This is a genomic window from Wolbachia endosymbiont (group B) of Hofmannophila pseudospretella (assembly GCF_964028515.1).
Classification (GTDB): Bacteria; Pseudomonadota; Alphaproteobacteria; order Rickettsiales; family Anaplasmataceae; genus Wolbachia.
This window is the reverse complement of record NZ_OZ034788.1, coordinates 200,809-218,433: the sequence shown is the minus strand read 5'-3', so window position 1 is coordinate 218,433 and position 17,625 is coordinate 200,809. Positions and strand designations below refer to the sequence as shown.

The following is a 17,625-nucleotide window of genomic DNA, read 5'->3' as shown; positions in this document are numbered from 1 at the left end:
TCTTTATCAGTAATCTCAGCGTTGTCATGCAACCTGCATTCAGAAAAAAGACCGGTGAATGGCAGCTTAGTATAACTCAAACGCTTGTTTACAATATGGATCCCAGTGCTGGGAGGCGCCCTCATGGTAAACAACGTTCATACAACTGTGACGTATAATGCTCGTACCTGCCATTCACCGGTCTTTTTTCTGGATTCTAGCATTGGCTTCATGGTAGATACAAATGAACGTAAGCTGCTTGGTAACGGGAGAAAAATGATAATGATTACTTGTTGAAGTAAAAAAAGCAGTGTAGCATTACACTACGCTAAGTATTATACTTAATTGTTAGTACTATACAGCATCCATTTTTTTGTGTCAAGCACTTTTTTTCACTGAGTATCTATTCAGGAGAATGTGCAAATAAAGTACGTAGCCGTATAAAGCTGGGATCCATTTTTCTATCATCACCAGAAACGTTGATTACTTTTATACCTGTAAATTTAACTGGATCCCAGTTTCAGGGCACTGGGATGACAGAAGAAAAAGGCCTGTATCGGCTACTTCGATGACACTCACAGCCCTGTCATTCCAGTGCGTGAAGCTGGAATCCAGAAAAAAAAGAAAAATGGTCAAGCACTGGGATGACACCCATTTAGTTATCTTTTCTCGTCTACCTTGTTTTGCCACCCTGCTGAACGGATACATACCGTTTGTTGCTTTTACCCTATGCTACCTTATCTGCCCTGCTTCAATCAATAAAAGATTTCAATATTAATTCTGCACTACTTGCGGGATTGCTACTCTCTGTAATGGGTCTGCCAATTACGATATAATCAGCTCCTGAATTTATTGCTTCTTTTGGTGTTGCTGTCCTTTTTTGATCATCATGACCTCGATTCATACGGATTCCTGGAGTAATAATTTTAAAGTCTTTACCACATTCTTGGTGCACCTCTTGAGCCTCTAGTGCAGAGCAAACTATTCCATGTAGACCAATCTTTTTTGCAAGCTTTGCCAGCAAAATTACCTGTGATTTTGTTTCTCTTGCCACTCCAAGCTCACTTAGATCTTTATTACTCATGCTAGTTAATACTGTTACTCCAATTAGCTTTATTTTAGTGCCTTGCACTATACTTAGCGCTTCTTGAAGCATTTTTGTTCCACCACTGATATGCAATGTTAGCATTTCAACATCTAGAATCTTGATTGCTTCAATCGTTCTAGCGACAGTGTTTGGAATATCATGCAATTTCAGATCTAAAAAAATTGGTATATTGCATTTTGCAACTTCTCTCACTCCAGAAGGGCCATGTGCAGCAAAAAATTCTAACCCAAGCTTTACCATGCCAACCTTATCACGCAGAGCATTAGCTAAAGATATAGCTTTATTCAAATCTTGTGTATCCAGTGCGCATATTATTGGGTTCATTATCTTGTATAATTTTTTTTATAATAAGAGTAATTGTTGCATTTTACAATCCATATTCAGGGATTGGTCCACTTGCAATGCTTTGTACAGACACTGAACCCGATAATCTGGTCGGAGTGGGTGAACGACTGGCATATCCAAGATCTTCCTGTAAAGAATCAGACGTTTCCTCCGATGTTTTGGAACCGTTAACTGACTTGAATTGCACAAGCTGCCCTAATACAAATTTTATTTTCTGAGTCTCCCCTAATATTATTTTTGTGCTATAATCTTTAATTGCTCTATTTTCTCTTATTGATTCTTCTACCTTTTCTATCACATATTGAAGTTGTTTTATTTGACTGTCTCGCTCTAAAAGTGAATTTCTTAAATTTTTCACTTTGTTATTACAATCTTGTCTTATTTTGTCTAACTCAAAAGACTGATTTTTAATTAAACCGTCTGCTTTATCTAGCTCTTCAAATTTCCTTTTTAATTCTTTAGATAAGTTTTTATTTTTCTGATTAATTTCTTTGAATTTACACTGTAATTCATCTAATGCCACACAAAGTTCTTCTTGCCTTTTATATAATTCTTCTTTTTGTGTATATAGCATATGTTTCTCTTTACGTAATTTATCTATTTCCTTAGATAACTCCTCGTTTTCTTTGAATAATTTTTCTATTTCCTTATTCAATTCTTCATGTTTATTATTGTCTATTTTTCTTTTCAATTCCATTATGTGTTTTTCCCTCTCAGTTAGATTAGCTTCTTTTTCCTGTAACTGTTTACACAAATATGAGATTTTATGGAGTAGTTCTTTTTCTTGTGCAGCAAGCTCATCTTTCTCCTTCGTTACTTTTTCTAATTCGTCTGTTATTCCAATTATATGGATCATTTTTGCTTCTAATTTCTCCTCCAAAGATTTTTTTTCTTTAAGAAAAGATTTCCTCTCAGCTTCTATTTTTTGACCAAATTTTCTTCCTTCCTCGTATAAATTGTGCTTTTCTTGAGTCAACTCAAGCTCTTTGTGAGCAAATTTCTTCTCCACTTTACTAGTGTCAATAATTATTTTATACAAAATCATAAGAGCCAAAGCAGATAATACAACTAAAGCGAGAATTAAAGAACTAGGTGCATTAATAAGCGCTAAAGATGTAAGTAATGTAAGAGTAGCAAGAGAACTAGCTATAAAATAAAATGTATTATATTTATTAAGTAAATTGCTCATCACCCATATACAAAACTTCAGCAGTCTTGTATATATTGATTAAAATTATCTTACCTGTAGAGGAGAACACTTATCACAATTGTACCAGTGATAAACTTTAGTTGATATGCTAACTAAACTCAAAATACAAGGTGGCATCAGACGGGAGTAGAACATCTACTAGAATATCCAAAATCTTCTGAATATGAAGCTTCATCCAGCTCTTTATTTGGTAGTGCTGATAAGTCTCCATTACTTATATCTGAAGGAGCAAGGCTATCATTAGTTTGTACAGATATTTCTTCAATTACTCCTTTTATTTCTTGATCACTGACTCCAACATTCTTGATTAATTCCTCCAATCCATTCAAAATCTCTAATACAGTTTCCTGCGATATAATCACTTTATCTCCTTCTCTTACATTCTCTTTGAACAAATATATCATGTTTTTTGCCAAATCTTGTGCTAAGCTCACACGATTCTGATGAACTAATGAAGATTGATCATTCAAATCTGAAATTTCTTCTTTTATAGAATGCTTCTCAAATAGTAACTCTTTGTACTTTTCATGTTGAATTTGACTTTCTTCCTCCAGATTGATGCTATAATTTTCTAACTCTTCACTGTTTTTTCTTTCTTTATTAAGAATTTTTTCTAACTCTTTAATCCTACTGAAATATTTAGTTTCTTTCTCTTCCGATTGCTTACTTAGTTCTTCTAAATCTACAGTTAGTTTAATCACTTCTTGAGTTTTTTCATTTAACTTTTTTTGTAATCGTTTTTTTTCTTCTTCTGAATTACATAATCTAGATTCTAAACTAAAAACTTCCCCCTTTTCTTCTTCCAACAGCACCTCTAACTCTGCTATTTTTTTCTTTTTCTCTTCTAAGTATATTTCCAATTCTGTTATTTTTTGACTTTCTAATTCGTGTGATTGACTTTCTAATCTCTGGATTTCACCATACTTACCATCCAACTCTTTTTGAGTATCATTCAATTTTTGTTTTAATCTTTTATTTTCATTCACTGCTACAGCCACACTGTACTCTAATTGCCTTATTTGATCCTTTAGTCTTTGTACTTTAACATCTAGACCTTCAGCAAATTCTTCTAAATCTTGCTTTTCTTGCACTAATTCAGCTTTTTCTTTACTTAACTTTTGTATCTCTTTTTGCGCTTTCCTTAACTTCTCCTCTAACTTTTCCTTCTCTACTTTTCTCCTTTCAAATTCACTCTCTACCGAATCACTTAGCTGCTTGAGTTTTTGTGTTACTTCAGCCAAAACTTCATCTTTTTCCCTTACCTTTCCATTTAATTCCTCCACCTCTCTCATTTTTTGCTGTAATTGTTCTAATATAGTTTGATTATTTCCAGTTAATCTTGTATTTTCTTTTTCCAATTTATTAATTCTTTCGTTTAAGCTGTCATCTACAACTTGTGCAATTTTGTCTTGCATTTTAGTACTGCCTATTTGAGCTTCTTTGCTGCCAAGCTCAATTTCTTGAGTTGTTTGAATGTTAATATTTCTATTACTATTTTCTATCACAATCTCAGAGCCTGTTCATAATCTTTTCAGAAGCAAAGCAGCGAAAGCAAGAACGACCATTTGCAGGCTAGTGTTGAGTTTCCGCTCGCAATTTTTCCACAATCGCCTACATTTTTGCAACCAAGCAAAAGATCTCTCAACAACCCATCTTTTCGGCAATACGACAAAGGTGTGTAATTCGTTTCGCTTTATTACTTCAACGGTAGCGCCAATAGTTGCTTTTATTTGTGTTGCAAAATTTTCTCCTGTGTAGCCAGCATCAACTAGTATATTTTTAACTTCAGATAGGTTTTCTTTAGCATTTTTAACCATTCTCACAGCGCTACTACGATCAGTTATTTCTGCCGTTGTTATATAAATTGCGTGGGGTAAACCTTGTGTATCTACCGCAATATGGCGTTTTATTCCTGAAACCTTTTTGCCTGCATCATAGCCTTTTTCTTCAGCAGTATCTGCATTTTTTACGCTTTGTGCATCAATTATGCAGAAGCTGGTTTTTTCTTTCCGACCATTGTTTTGTCGGACCACGCCAACTATTTTTTTTTAATACCAGCTCCAGAACACTTTCTTTATTTGCATCTGCTTTTTCACTCCACTTCTTAAAATAGTCGTAACAATTCCGCCATTTTGGAAACTCTTTTGGTAACATTCTCCACTGGCAGCCACTTTTTAAGACGTATAACACTCCACAAAATACATGATATAAATCAAGTGTTCTTGGCTTTGTCCTCTTCCTGCAAGACTCCAGATCTGCTACAATAATCTCAAACTTTTCTCGACTTATATCACTTGGATATAAACTTCGCATATCCTACTTTATATACTTTATCCTCTCATTCTATCCCTTTTTTGAGATCACGTACAGGCTCTCAGATGATTTATGATTGCCTTTCTCCTTATTTCTAAATTTTATTTGATACAAGAATAAGTTACCTATTTTTACATCTTTATTTGCTTTCAATTGATCATCAGTAACACGATTACGCTCGATAAGTTCTATACCATTAGCATCAATATTAATTATAATAGTGCACTTTTTTCCGTCCTCATCACACCAATTCAGAGTCATTTCGTATGCACCATCAGTTACAACATAGTGCCTTATTCCTTCTTCAGAAACAAAACCGTGCATTCCATTTTTTCCATTGCTATGCAGAGTTGAAAATCCTGAAATTCCATTATCTTGACAGAAATTACTATTCAAAAACTCACTGACTTTGAATTTGTTTTTATTAGCTCCCAATTTAACTTCTGCACAACTACCATATATTGACACTGTTTCAACACCATTTGCAATATACCCATTCAATACTTTTTTAGCCTTATCTTGAAGCTCTAGTCTCGCCTCCTTTACATTATTGAAATCTTGGATAACGGCTTTATACACTTCATCTTCATTAAAATTGGCATTGTATTTTATTAAAAAAGATAATATGTGAAAACTAGCTACAGCAGTGTGAATTGATTTATTCTTTTCTTTTATCTTACCGAGCAAAAACAAAAACCTTTGAATGAAGTCATGATAATCATCTTTTTGTTCTTCAATTTTATTATCATATGAATTACCAAACATTATTACCTCACAACTAAATAATTAGTATAGTAATACGAATGCTAAGTTACATCAATCAATAAACTTACAGTAAATTTTCCATTCTCAGTTATAAGCTCTGCTTCTGTACTCTCAACCCATTCTATCACTTCAGCATTGCAAACTGACTGCAAATCATCATGTGCAGATTGATTTAACTTATCATCTTCTGCGTTTGCTTTTATCGTCAATTTTTTTATCAAGTGCTTAACTGATACATTATTATCTGCTTTTATTTTTCTCACGAGGTTTAATATCTGCACAAAATTATCTCCCATTTCCTCAGAATGCTCATCATAGATCAATTCTTCCTTGCTAGGCCAATTACTTTTATTGTGCACGGAGTTATAACTATACAGTTGATGATATATCTCCTCTGTAATATATGGCAAAAAGGGTGCAAATAACCGCAAAATAATATTGAGTACATATGCTAAACTCTGTTTCGCACTCATGTTTGCCTCGCTGTCCAATGCATCTCCATATGCACGTTTTTTAACTAACTCTAAGTAATTATCACAAAAATCTTTCCAAAAAAATTCTTCTATTGCGCTCAAAGCTTCGCAGTATTCAAACTGTAATAGGTTGTTCGTCGTTTTTTCTATCACTTTATATAATTTGGACAATATCCACTTATCCATCGTCTCACTGATGGAATTTATGCTCAATGCTTGATGTTTTTCCATAAACATGGAAACAAATTTGCTAGCATTCCAAAGTTTCGTAACAAGTCGTTTGCCAATTTTGAAGATATTTTCAGAGTAGACTGTGTCAACTCCAAGTCTTGAGTTTGCTGCCCAATAGCGTACTACGTCAGCTCCATAGGTTTCAAGCATTACATGAGGAGTAATGATGTTACCTTTTGATTTACTCATCTTTTTTTTATCATCAGCCAAACACCAACCACTAATCATGATATTTTTCCACGGCAGTGAATCTGCATGATAATGTGCCTTCAAAATCGTATAAAAAGCCCAAGTTCTTATTATCTCATGGCTTTGGCTGCGCAGATCTGCAGGAAATATCTTATCATACCGATGGCTTGGTAAACCGAGCTCACTGTTTACTGCCAGTGCACTTAGTTGAGGAGTGATCGCACTTGTTGCCCAAGTATCCATCACATCTTGATCTGGAGTAACTTCTTCTCTGCTATAGCCTTTCGGCAAACCTTTTAATGGATCTACAGGTAAATCCTTTACTTCAGCTAGAATGATTTTGCCTTCTTCTCCCTTACGTTTTGAATACCAAATTGGAAATGGCACACCAAAATAACGCTGTCTTGAAATGCACCAATCCCAATTTAGCCCTTCTATCCACACCTCCATGCGTTTACGCATAGATTCTGGATGCCAATTGCATTCTCTCACTTTATCTAACAGTTGAACTTTTTGTTCTAAAGTCTTGATAAACCACTGATAAGTAGATAATATTTCAAGTGATGCACCAGATCTTTCTGCACATTTTACGGAATGAGAAATGTTAGTACTTTCTATCAAAAGGCCCTTTTCAGTTAGGATTTCAATTATTTTCTTTCTTGCTTCTTTGACCTTTAGCCCATGGATCCCAGTGTCAAACACTGGGATCCATTTCACTGCATGCAGATTCATTCTTCCATCCTGATCAATGATAATTGTCACCGGCAGATTATGCTTTTGCTGCCAATATATGTCGAGCTCATCACCAAATGTACAGCACATAACAAGTCCAGTGCCTTTATCTATTTTGACCTTATCATCAGCTGTTATTGGAACTTTTGCCCCTGTCATTGGCACTATGGCTGTCTTACCAATCAGCTGAGTATAGCGTTCATCCTCCGGGTGACAAAAAACCGCAACGCATGCTGGAAGCAACTCAGGTCGTGTAGTTGCGATGTGAATCTGCTCATTTTCTTCAGTGGAAAAAACTATTGTATTTAAAGATGATTCAAAAATTTTATCTTCTATTTCCGCTTGTGCAATTGCGGTTTTATCAACTGGGTCCCAAAGAATAGGTTGCATTTTCCTGTATGCATATCCCTTATTATATAAATCAACAAATGACATTTGAGAAAGTGCCACAGCTTCCTTGCTGATCGTGTGATATTCCAAACTCCAATCATAACTAATGCCGACCGATTTAAATAACTCCTTGAATTCTTGCTTTGACTTCTCAATAACTTCATGGCACATTTCTATAAATTTTTCTCTGCCAACTTCTTTTGCACGGGTTTTATAGGTTTGCTCAACTAACCTTTCAGTGGGAAGCCCATTATCATCAAACCCAATTGGATAAAATACATCTTTTCCCAGCATACGCTGAAACCTTGCAATAAAATCCGTATGGCAATAGCTAAATATGTGACCGATGTGTAACTTTCCAGATATCGTTGGTGGAGGTGTATCTATAGTGAAAGTATTATCCTTTTCACCATTCCATTTATAAACTTTACTACCTTCCCATAATATGTTGTATTTGTCTTCAATTTCTCTAAAGCTGTATTTTTCTTCTAACATAAATATTTTTCAATTTTAAGCTTTAAGTTAGCACAATTGAGCAAATACAGCAATTTTAATGTCTGCCATTTTTAGTTTAGCCTCGTTACAATACAAAATTTTCTTGACCTTATAATTTTAAATGTATTACATAATAAATTTTTAGTATTGAGGTTTATTATGCCTGATTTTAAATTTTCTGATTTACAAGATCTTGTCAATGCTCTATATGATCCATACTATCTGCCCTCCAACGAAAAAATAAAACTAGCAGAATTGCTTAAGGACGTGCTGGAATTAAAAGGTAAAAAAAGCCCAGAAGAGGCAATAGCTACATTGAAAGATAAAATAAGAAATGAACTAAAAAATGAAATGAGAAGTGAAATGAAACAAAAGATAAATAAATTTGAGCAGCTAGAGGAGGAAAATAAAGACTTACAAACTAAAAAAGATAAGGTTGAACGGTTAAACAGAGCTTTAGAACATGCAAAGAATACAGCTCAGAGCGAAAATATAGAGTTAGAAGATGAAAAAAATAAACTAAATACTCAAATCCAGCATTCACAGCAAGAAAAGAAAATATTAGAAGTCAAAAATGAAGCAAATAAACAACTAAAAGAAAAAGCAACATACATCGCTACTGCTAGTACTAATCTTGCTATTGGGTTAGTAGTGTATATTACACTTGAACATACAACAAAATTGGACATGTGGTTAATCGTTGTTATAGCAACAGTATCTGCATTCTTAGCTGGTGGTTTAATAATGAAACCTAGCTTTCAAGTAAATGGAACACAAGAACCACAAGGAGTAGCAAATAAGAATTCAGTTTAGCTTGATATAGTTTTTTTCATTTCACTGCCTTTCCAAATTTGAAGCAGGTTGTTTGAGCCATAGTACAAAGTAAATATAGTAATTATTTTACACTAAAATTTTTAGTTTTGTTTCTGTGGGTTAGTTGGTACGAGCCTTGCCTTTAAGAAGATGTAAAATCACAATTATTACGAATAACATTCCACCAATAACTGATATAGCTCCACCCGTAATAAAACAAGCACGTGCCAAAATTGATGAAATGCTTGGCAAATCTGCAACTTTTCTTAAAGCTCCATATCCACCAAGCCAAACAAGTCCAGTAATATGGAGAAAATGTCCTAAGCTATATGCATAAATCTGTAATCTTACTATGGAGCTTTTTATTTCTTTACAGCCCAATTTTGGTAACAGCCAGTAGACAAAATTCATAAAAGCTATAGTAATACCAACCACAGAACCGTGATAATGCGCAGGAATGGTAACATTTCCTTCAATAGTTAGCACTCCAAGTACACCTCCATAAATAAACAATACAAACGAGTGGAGCAGATAACTGCCCTTATCATTGAGCAGAGTTTTTATGTTGCAATACACTAATATTGTTAAAAAGCACGGCAGAACTGCTCCAGCAATTCTCATATGCCAGGTAAAAAACTGTATCAATTCAGCACTATCTACCGAATAAATAAAGTATATAAACGGCGCACCTACGGCCAAAACTGTGTTTATAAATAGTGGTAAAATGGTAATTTTATTTAGACTAATATAACGAGCATTCAGTATGGTCAAATAAACTAAAAACATTGCTTGAGCAAAAGCAAACTGCAGTAAATGTCCGCCTCCCCAAAAGAGATATTCATAAAATAAATTCTTGTCTGAGTGATATAGACCTGGAGGCATATTTTTATGTGCTAAAACAACACAAAGAAATGATGACACAAGTATAATGACCAGGCCAATTTGTCCGATTGAAAGATATGAGTCTTGTTTATTTGATATGTAGGCTAGGGCTGCATTTATCAATATGCTGGTAATGAAAAGACTGAGTCCAAGTAAAAATAATTTGTTTTGTAATACGGGAATATAGTTACTTTTGATAACTTCAGTGTTTGGAACAAATGCGGATATAAACATCAGCAGCATAGAAAGGGTTGATAGAGCCCATAAAAAATTGAGCCATTTACTGGTATTTTGTAGGTTTATAATAAAGAGCAGAGATATTATAGAGCACATCCACACCAAAATTGACAAATTCACATGTATCACCAGTGCATTATCAAAAATATATTGTGCGGAGGGAATGAGAGAGGAAATGAAAGGCAATCGTAGAAAGATAACAATTATTGATAGCAAACCAGAGCAAGCAAGGGCACATACTGCCAAGAATACCCATTGCCTACAAAGTGGAGTGTTATCTTGTATGTTGAGCATTTACTTTTAGGTACTATAGCATAAGACAGTGTACATTTTTCAAATTGATATGCATAGTTTAAATGAATGACATTACAACAATATCTTTCATCCTGAAAATGCTGCGTCCATTTCCATTTCATATTGTGGTAGTATTACTGACAGCGTTAGTCTGGGCTATCGAAATGTGTTTTAATCAATACTTGATAAAAATTATTACAGTAAGAGCATCTTTACATAATGGCATGACATTACGTTAATGCTTTTGATCCACAATTAAGAACATTTTCGTTGTGATTTAGGTTTCTAGTATGTATATTAATGAATCTTGTTTTCACTAAATAATGAAAATAATAATTGTCATGATAATGTTATTGTATAGTAACTATACAATGGCAAGCGAACGAATAAGTTTAGTAGATAAAAAATTATCTCAAGGATATGTAGCTCCAATACTTACAGAAAATAGCGTTATTTTACCAGACAAGCACGGTACCTTATATTCCTTTGATATCGATAACCCAAGAGTTATAAATTGGAAATTATACCTCTCAAGTAGAAAAAAAATTGGTAATATGAGTCTATCGAGCTACAAAAAAAATGTTTTCTTTGTAGTGAATAACATTCTACACACAATAGACGTAAAGACAGGGGAGATTCAATGGGAAAAAGAATTGAGATCTCCGGTAAGAGGGAAAACAGTAGTAATAAATAATAAGCTCTTAGTATTGACTATTGATAACTATCTGCATGCATTTGATATAAAAGATGGCAGTCCCATTTGGGCTTATCAAAATGGTATAAATGAGGTTCGAGGTTTATATTCCATCTCACCAGCAATCTCTAATGATAAAATAATAGCACCATTTTCAAATGGTGAGTTAATAGCTTTTAATGAAGAAGGTAAAAAATTATGGAGCCAAAAATTGGCTACCAACCTTTTGGATACACAGCTTACAGATGTAACTACTACACCTAGAGTGCACGATAACATCTTAATAGCTACGAGTAATTCTTATATTTACGGCATTGATGTAAAATCAGGAAATATCTCATGGTCAAAGCCACTACAAGTAAAAAGTGTATCAGACATAGAGTCATATTATAGCCCTCTTATTCCTGCAGAGAAACAAAAAGAAGGCGGAAGAATTTTCATGGTGACTAAAAATAATAAGGTAATTGGCATCGACATACAAAGTGGAAAAACAGTTTGGACATCTGATTTTATAGAGAATGTGCAATTGTTTGTTCCAATTATGTATGCCCATACGCTTTGGGTAACAAGTAATAAAGGTTCAATATTTGCTTTTCCTGGATCTGAAAGTACAGGAAGGGTAATTAAAATACCTGGTAATGTGTTTCATGCTCCAGTATTTACCCATGGTAAGATGTATATAACGACTGAAGGAAATGGTGTTTATTCTTTAGAAAATAGGTTTATTTTTTATGACTGATTATGATTTAATTATTATAGGTGGTGGTCCAGGTGGTTACAAATGCGCTATTGCTGCTGCAAAACTTGGACTCAAAGTTGCTTGTATAGACAAAAATAGCATTTTTGGTGGCACGTGTTTGCGAGTTGGGTGTATACCATCAAAAGCATTACTCCATTCCTCTTATCAGTATGCTAACGCGAAAAATAATCTATCAAAACTTGGCATAAAAGTTAAGGATGTAAGTCTCGATTTGAGAGAAATGATAGGCTATAAAGACGCTAGAGTTCAGGAACTTGGAAAAGGCATAGAATATCTGTTTAACCTTTACAAAATTACTAACATCAATGGACTTGGAAAAATTACTTCTTTTGATCAAGGCAACCTTGAAGTTTCAGTTGAAGGTAAGGTACTGAAGGCAAAAAATATAGTAATTGCAACTGGTTCTGATGTTAGTTCTCTACCAGGAATTGATATTGATGAGAAAAATATCATTTCATCAACTGGTGCATTGTCTTTAACTGAAGTACCAAAAAAACTTGTTGTAATTGGAGCTGGGGCAATAGGACTTGAAATGTCTTCTGTGTGGAATAGGCTAGGCTCTGAAGTTACTGTAGTAGAGTTTTTTGATAGAATCGCTGCAGCAATGGATGGCGAACTAAGTAAGTCTTTACTTTCTAGTCTACAAAAGCAGGGAATAAAATTTTTACTCAGCACCAAAGTTGAAGAGATAAAACAAAGTAGTAACTCTTTGAGTGTGAAAGTTTGCTCTGTAAAAGATAATCAAACAAACTCTATAGAGGCGGATAAGGTATTGGTTGCAGTAGGACGCAAACCATGCTCTGAGGGTCTTGAAAAAATAGAAAAAGACAGTCGTGGCTTTATTCAAGTCAATAGTAGGTATGAAACCAATGTAAAAGGAATATTTGCTATTGGTGACGTCATTGGCGGAGCAATGCTTGCTCACAAAGCTGAGGAAGAAGGGGTGACAGTTGCAGAGATACTAGCAAGGCAATTGCCTCACGTTGATTATGAAATCATACCGTCAGTCATTTACACCCACCCTGCAGTTTCTTCAATCGGTAAAACTGAAGAAGAACTAAAAAGTGCTGGTCGAAAGTATAAAGTTGGTAAATGTCAATTTGCTGCAAACGGTAGAGCAAAAGTCACTGACGATGCTGAGGGATTCGTGAAAGTTCTGACTTGTAGCAAAGCAGATACAATACTCGGTGTACATATCATAGGAGCATACGCTGATACGCTAATCAATGAAGCAGCGGTTGCAATGGCATATGGTGCAGCAGCAGAGGATATATACAGAATTTGTCACTCTCATCCTGATATAAATGAAGCCTTTAGGGATGCGTGCATCGATGCTTTCTTTAAAAAGTAACTGTGGACCTCGGTTCAATCATTGAAAAATGGTATGATTGGCTAAAGTACAACAGGTCTTACTCACCAAACACTTTGGAGTCATACATGAGGGACCTCAAGGATCTTATAAGTTTCCTAAATACTCACATTGATGAAGAAGTAAATGTTGGCTCTTTAGAAAAATTAAGCATACCTGAACTGAGAAGTTGGTTTACCTCTCGTTATGCAAGAGGTGTAAATGCGAGATCTAACACTCGCGCATTGTCAGTAATCAGAAATTTTTTCAAATATATAAAAAACAATTATGAAATAAATAATGAAGCGGTATTTTCTTTATCAAGGCCAATTCAGAGAAGAACTCTACCTAAAGCACTTTCAATATCTAACATAGAAACTCTATTGAAAGAAATGAAATTGCCTGATCTAGGCGAGCCTTGGGTGGTAAAAAGAGAAATTGCAATTGTCGTTCTGCTATATGGTACGGGCTTAAGAATCACTGAAGCATTGAATCTTAAGGTTAGTGATATTAGCAATGAAAGTTTAATAGTAACAGGTAAGGGAGATAAACAAAGGCAGGTATTTATTCTTCCAGTAGTAAAAAAGTGTATACAAAAATATATAAAAGCTTGTCCTCACTTTGACGAAGTGGGACATCTTTTTGTGGGGGTAAGAGGAAAAAAATTGGGAAGAACTTATGTTGCTAATCGTTTGCAAAAAATAAGAAGATTTTTAAACTTACCAGAAATTTTATCTCCACATGCATTTCGCCATAGTTTTGCTACTCATTTGCTTCAGGAAGATATTGACATAAGATCAATACAACAGCTGCTTGGCCACTCAAGCCTTGAAACTACTCAAGTTTACACTCACCTAAATTATCAAGATGTCTTCAATATGTATAAAAACTTTCAGAAAAGTTTGAATAAAAAATCGAAATCTTAACTTCGTCTTAAATCGATAATATTGCCGAACTGAGTGCTTGCAACATCATTCAGTACTGTACTTGCTTTATATAAGCAATAGTGACCAGCAGAGAAGAAAGCAAAAACGTTTTGCAAAAGGTTATGAATGAAAGAGAATAGACAGCAGAATTTAAATTAGAAGCTATGTAAAGAAACAAGTCAAGCAAATAGCAAAAGATCTGGGACCGTACACCTAGGCACTCAATTTTAATTTTTCACTCAAAACCAAGTTTACGACATCAGGGCTGGCTTTTCCTTTGGTGGATTTCATGACTTCACCAACAAAGAACCCATACAATCTTGTTTTACCACCCTTATATTCTTGAACTTTATCTTGGTTGTCATTGATGATTTTATCTATTACCTCTGAGATTTGACATGTGTCAGTTATTTGCTTGAGATTCTGCTCTTCTATAATAAGGGATGCAGGCTTTCCAGTTTCAAACATAATATCAAAAACTTGTTTACCAAGTTTAGCAGAGATCGTTCCATCGACGATAAAGTCGAGGAGCTCGGATAAAGCATCTGCTTTAATTGGAGAACTAACAATATCAATATTTGTTTTATTTAAACGACCGAAAAGCTCGACGGTTAACCAGGTAACTGCAATCTTTGAATCATGCTTTTTTGCTAATTTTTCAAAATAATCGGCAATTTCTTTATCAGAAGTGATAACGTCTGCATCATATTCATTGATACCTAATTCCTCTATGTATCGAAGTTTTTTTTGATCTGGCAACTCGGGTAAAGATGATTTAATAGAATCAATTTTGTCTTGGCTTATTTCAACAGGTAGCAAATCAGGTTCAGGGAAATATCTATAGTCACTTGAATCTTCTTTGCTTCTCATCACTTTTGTTTTTCCTAAAGTGACATCAAACAATAAGGTATCTTGACTTATTTCTCCTCCGCTTTCCAAAATTTTGATCTGCCTTTGTGCTTCATAATCTATAGCTTGTACAATATAACGTATTGAATTTAAGTTTTTTATTTCACAACGAGTGCCAAACGTGCTACTACCCTTTAGGCGAACAGAAACATTTGCATCACAGCGAAGTGACCCCTTTTCCATATCACCATCACATGAACCGATGTAACGCAAAATCTGCCTCAATTTTTTCATGAATTCTGCAGCTTCTGCAGATGAACGGAGATCTGGCTCTGAAACAATTTCCATTAAAGCAACGCCTGCACGATTTAAATCTATGTAAGTTTTGCTTTCTTCATGAATACTCTTTCCTGCATCTTGCTCTAAGTGAATTCTTGCGATTCTTATTTCTTTTTCATTATTATTGATAAAAACTTTGCCATTTTTAACTATTGGCTCAAAGAACTGGGTTATTTGATAACCTTGTGGTAAATCGGGATAAAAATAATTTTTCCGGTCAAAGTAAGAGCATTTATTAATTTCTGCAGAAATTGCAAGTCCGGTGCATATTGCTTGCTCTATGCAGCTATAATTTAATACTGGTAATGTACCTGGCATTCCTGCATCAACTAGAGAAACTTGAGTATTGTGCTCAGTGCCAAATTCCGTTAGTGAACTAGAAAATAGCTTTGTCTTAGAAGAAACCTGAGCGTGTACCTCAAGTCCAATTACTGTCTCCCAGTTTTCTTTTGTCATGTATTTTATTCAATTAATAACTTTATATTCTGCAAACTAGCACAAAAAGTCAAATAAAACTCATTTAACCTATGATCCAAGAGCGGTGTATATCAATAATATAAGAGTTACTACAGTTTCTATTGACTAGGCTGTTATATAATAAAGTTAAGTGCTGCCAAAAAATATCTATAGTAGGCCAAAACATAATTTTGATGGCAACTGATTAGCTAACAAATTTATAAATATCAGTATATAGTTCATCAATGCCTGGCTCTTTACTATTTTTAGCAAAATCTTCTGACTTTTTTACTAAATCTCGTATTTCCTTATCAATAGCTTTGCATTCTTCATCAGAAGCGATTTTATTGTCTGTTATATACTGCTTTAAGGTGCTTATAGGATCATGATTTTGCTTCATATCTTCAACTTCTTCTTTTGAACGATAAGTAGCAGGATCTGACATCGAATGGCCACGATATCTATATGTCTTCATTTCAAGTAAGAGAGGTCCTTTTCCCCCACGTACGTGCTCAGCTATTTCACTTGTTACCTCATAGACAGAGAAAAAATCCATTCCATCAACTTGTTTTCCAGGAATACCAAAACTCTCTCCTCTTTTATATAGTTCAGTTACTAAAGTTGATCTTTGTACAGAAGTTCCCATTGCGTATTCGTTATTTTCTATGATATAAACCACAGGTAACTTCCACAAAGATGCCATATTAAATGATTCATATACTTGTCCTTGATTTGCAGCACCGTCACCAAAATATGTGAATACAACGTTATCTTTTTTCTTGTATTTATTAGCAAATGCTATTCCTGTACCAATTGGGACTTGTGCACCTACTATTCCATGTCCACCAAAGAAATTTTTTTCAACATCAAATATGTGCATGGAGCCACCTTTGCCTTTTGAACACCCTGTTTCTTTGCCGGTTAGTTCTGCCATCACAACATTCGGATCAGAATTACATGCAAGCATTAAGCCATGGTCTCTATAGCTTGTGATAAAAGCATCACCAGATTTTGATGCAGCTTGAGTCCCAACTGCAACTGCTTCTTGCCCTATTGATAAGTGACAGAATCCGCCTATTAATCCCATTCCGTATAATTGTCCTGCTTTTTCCTCAAATCTGCGTATGAGAAGCATTTTTCTGTAGAATCCAATCACCTGTTCTTTAGTGAAATTTTCTGCTTTCATATTGACTTTCTTTTATTAAATTGAGATCATACCAGAAATTTTTGACATTTTATAATACTATCTATATGGACTACTATCACTGGCTTGAAGCTTTTCACGTTATCTCTGTAATTATGTGGGTGGCAGGTATGCTCTATTTGCCAAGGCTTTATGTTTACCATGCATCTGTAAAACCAGGGTCAGAAAATGACAGCTTACTTCAAATAATGGAGAAGAGACTCCTTAGATATATCATAAACCCTGCAATGCTTTTCTCCCTTAGTTTTGGAATTATGCTAATGATTATTAGGGAAGCATATCGCGAAGGGTGGTTTCATGTAAAAGCGCTAGCATTATTCTTAATGTTTGCTATTCATGGCCTACTTGCAAAGCATAGGAAAAATTTTGCAGTGGGCTTGAATAAGAAAACTCACGTTTATTTTCGTGTTTTAAACGAAGCAGTAACAGTGTTAATAATAATTATAGTTATTATGGTTATTGTAAAACCTTTTTGATTTTCTAGCCTAATGCTGAACCATTGAATGGAGTATAAGAATTGTTACTAAATAGTTTATTCTGATGTTCCATAGTCTAAGTAAAATACTTAAGGTATAGATTCTTTGTTTTTGTGT

At 34.5% G+C, this 17,625-nt stretch carries 14 protein-coding genes; 5 read left to right on the top strand and 9 right to left on the bottom strand.

What is annotated here, in order from left to right:
• Positions 1–730: 730 nt before the first annotated feature.
• The 6 genes from pyrF to ABWU24_RS00945 all read right to left on the bottom strand — a co-directional run bounded on the left by pyrF (position 731) and on the right by ABWU24_RS00945 (position 8,230).
• On the bottom strand, positions 731–1,411 hold the full coding sequence (gene pyrF, locus ABWU24_RS00970; protein WP_006013901.1) for an orotidine-5'-phosphate decarboxylase: 681 nt from the start codon (positions 1,409–1,411) through the stop codon (positions 731–733).
• Positions 1,412–1,454: 43 nt separating this feature from the next.
• Positions 1,455–2,621, bottom strand: a complete 1,167-nt coding sequence (locus ABWU24_RS00965; RefSeq protein ID WP_353274294.1) for a hypothetical protein — start codon at positions 2,619–2,621, stop codon at positions 1,455–1,457.
• A gap of 137 nt (positions 2,622–2,758) precedes the next feature.
• Positions 2,759–4,147 (bottom strand): hypothetical protein, encoded by a 1,389-nt coding sequence (locus ABWU24_RS00960; protein WP_353274292.1) that lies wholly within the window; start codon positions 4,145–4,147, stop codon positions 2,759–2,761.
• Positions 4,148–4,162: 15 nt separating this feature from the next.
• Positions 4,163–4,955 (bottom strand): IS5 family transposase gene (locus ABWU24_RS00955; RefSeq protein ID WP_341815401.1). Its coding sequence is split into 2 segments (ribosomal slippage): positions 4,163–4,690 and positions 4,692–4,955, totalling 792 coding nucleotides; the frame shifts between segments, so codons are not numbered across the junction.
• 30 nt (positions 4,956–4,985) lie between these two features.
• Positions 4,986–5,720 (bottom strand): hypothetical protein, encoded by a 735-nt coding sequence (locus tag ABWU24_RS00950; RefSeq protein ID WP_353274290.1) that lies wholly within the window; start codon positions 5,718–5,720, stop codon positions 4,986–4,988.
• Between the two features lie 41 nt (positions 5,721–5,761).
• Positions 5,762–8,230: a valine--tRNA ligase gene (locus tag ABWU24_RS00945; protein WP_341815893.1), complete on the bottom strand. Its 2,469-nt coding sequence runs from the start codon at positions 8,228–8,230 to the stop codon at positions 5,762–5,764.
• A 159-nt stretch (positions 8,231–8,389) separates the two neighbouring features.
• Between ABWU24_RS00945 and ABWU24_RS00940 the strand changes: the two genes are divergently transcribed.
• The gene (locus ABWU24_RS00940; protein ID WP_341815894.1) at positions 8,390–9,043 is read left to right on the top strand and encodes a hypothetical protein; all 654 of its coding nucleotides are present in this window, start codon (positions 8,390–8,392) and stop codon (positions 9,041–9,043) included.
• Positions 9,044–9,163: 120 nt separating this feature from the next.
• Here ABWU24_RS00940 and ABWU24_RS00935 read toward each other — a convergent pair whose 3' ends face one another.
• Positions 9,164–10,456 (bottom strand): cbb3-type cytochrome c oxidase subunit I, encoded by a 1,293-nt coding sequence (locus tag ABWU24_RS00935; protein ID WP_015587671.1) that lies wholly within the window; start codon positions 10,454–10,456, stop codon positions 9,164–9,166.
• A gap of 323 nt (positions 10,457–10,779) precedes the next feature.
• Here ABWU24_RS00935 and ABWU24_RS00930 point away from each other — a divergent pair, with 323 nt between their 5' ends.
• From ABWU24_RS00930 to ABWU24_RS00920, 3 genes are read left to right on the top strand one after another with little or no spacing between them, the layout of a single operon-like run.
• Positions 10,780–11,889, top strand: a complete 1,110-nt coding sequence (locus ABWU24_RS00930) for a PQQ-binding-like beta-propeller repeat protein (protein ID WP_353274288.1) — start codon at positions 10,780–10,782, stop codon at positions 11,887–11,889.
• The gene (gene lpdA, locus ABWU24_RS00925) at positions 11,882–13,261 is read left to right on the top strand and encodes a dihydrolipoyl dehydrogenase (protein WP_341815896.1); all 1,380 of its coding nucleotides are present in this window, start codon (positions 11,882–11,884) and stop codon (positions 13,259–13,261) included. The genes ABWU24_RS00930 and lpdA overlap by 8 nt, the downstream gene beginning before the upstream one ends.
• 2 nt (positions 13,262–13,263) lie before the next feature.
• The gene (locus ABWU24_RS00920) at positions 13,264–14,184 is read left to right on the top strand and encodes a tyrosine-type recombinase/integrase (protein ID WP_341815897.1); all 921 of its coding nucleotides are present in this window, start codon (positions 13,264–13,266) and stop codon (positions 14,182–14,184) included.
• Positions 14,185–14,397: 213 nt separating this feature from the next.
• Here ABWU24_RS00920 and gatB read toward each other — a convergent pair whose 3' ends face one another.
• The gene (gatB, locus tag ABWU24_RS00915) at positions 14,398–15,828 is read right to left on the bottom strand and encodes an Asp-tRNA(Asn)/Glu-tRNA(Gln) amidotransferase subunit GatB (RefSeq protein WP_341815898.1); all 1,431 of its coding nucleotides are present in this window, start codon (positions 15,826–15,828) and stop codon (positions 14,398–14,400) included.
• A 205-nt stretch (positions 15,829–16,033) separates the two neighbouring features.
• A complete protein-coding gene (gene pdhA, locus ABWU24_RS00910) occupies positions 16,034–17,014 on the bottom strand; it encodes a pyruvate dehydrogenase (acetyl-transferring) E1 component subunit alpha (RefSeq protein ID WP_341815899.1) in 981 nt (326 codons plus the stop codon).
• A gap of 65 nt (positions 17,015–17,079) precedes the next feature.
• Here pdhA and hemJ point away from each other — a divergent pair, with 65 nt between their 5' ends.
• Positions 17,080–17,508, top strand: coding sequence for a protoporphyrinogen oxidase HemJ (hemJ, locus tag ABWU24_RS00905; protein ID WP_127463574.1), 429 nt, complete (start codon positions 17,080–17,082; stop codon positions 17,506–17,508).
• Positions 17,509–17,625 lie beyond the last annotated feature (117 nt).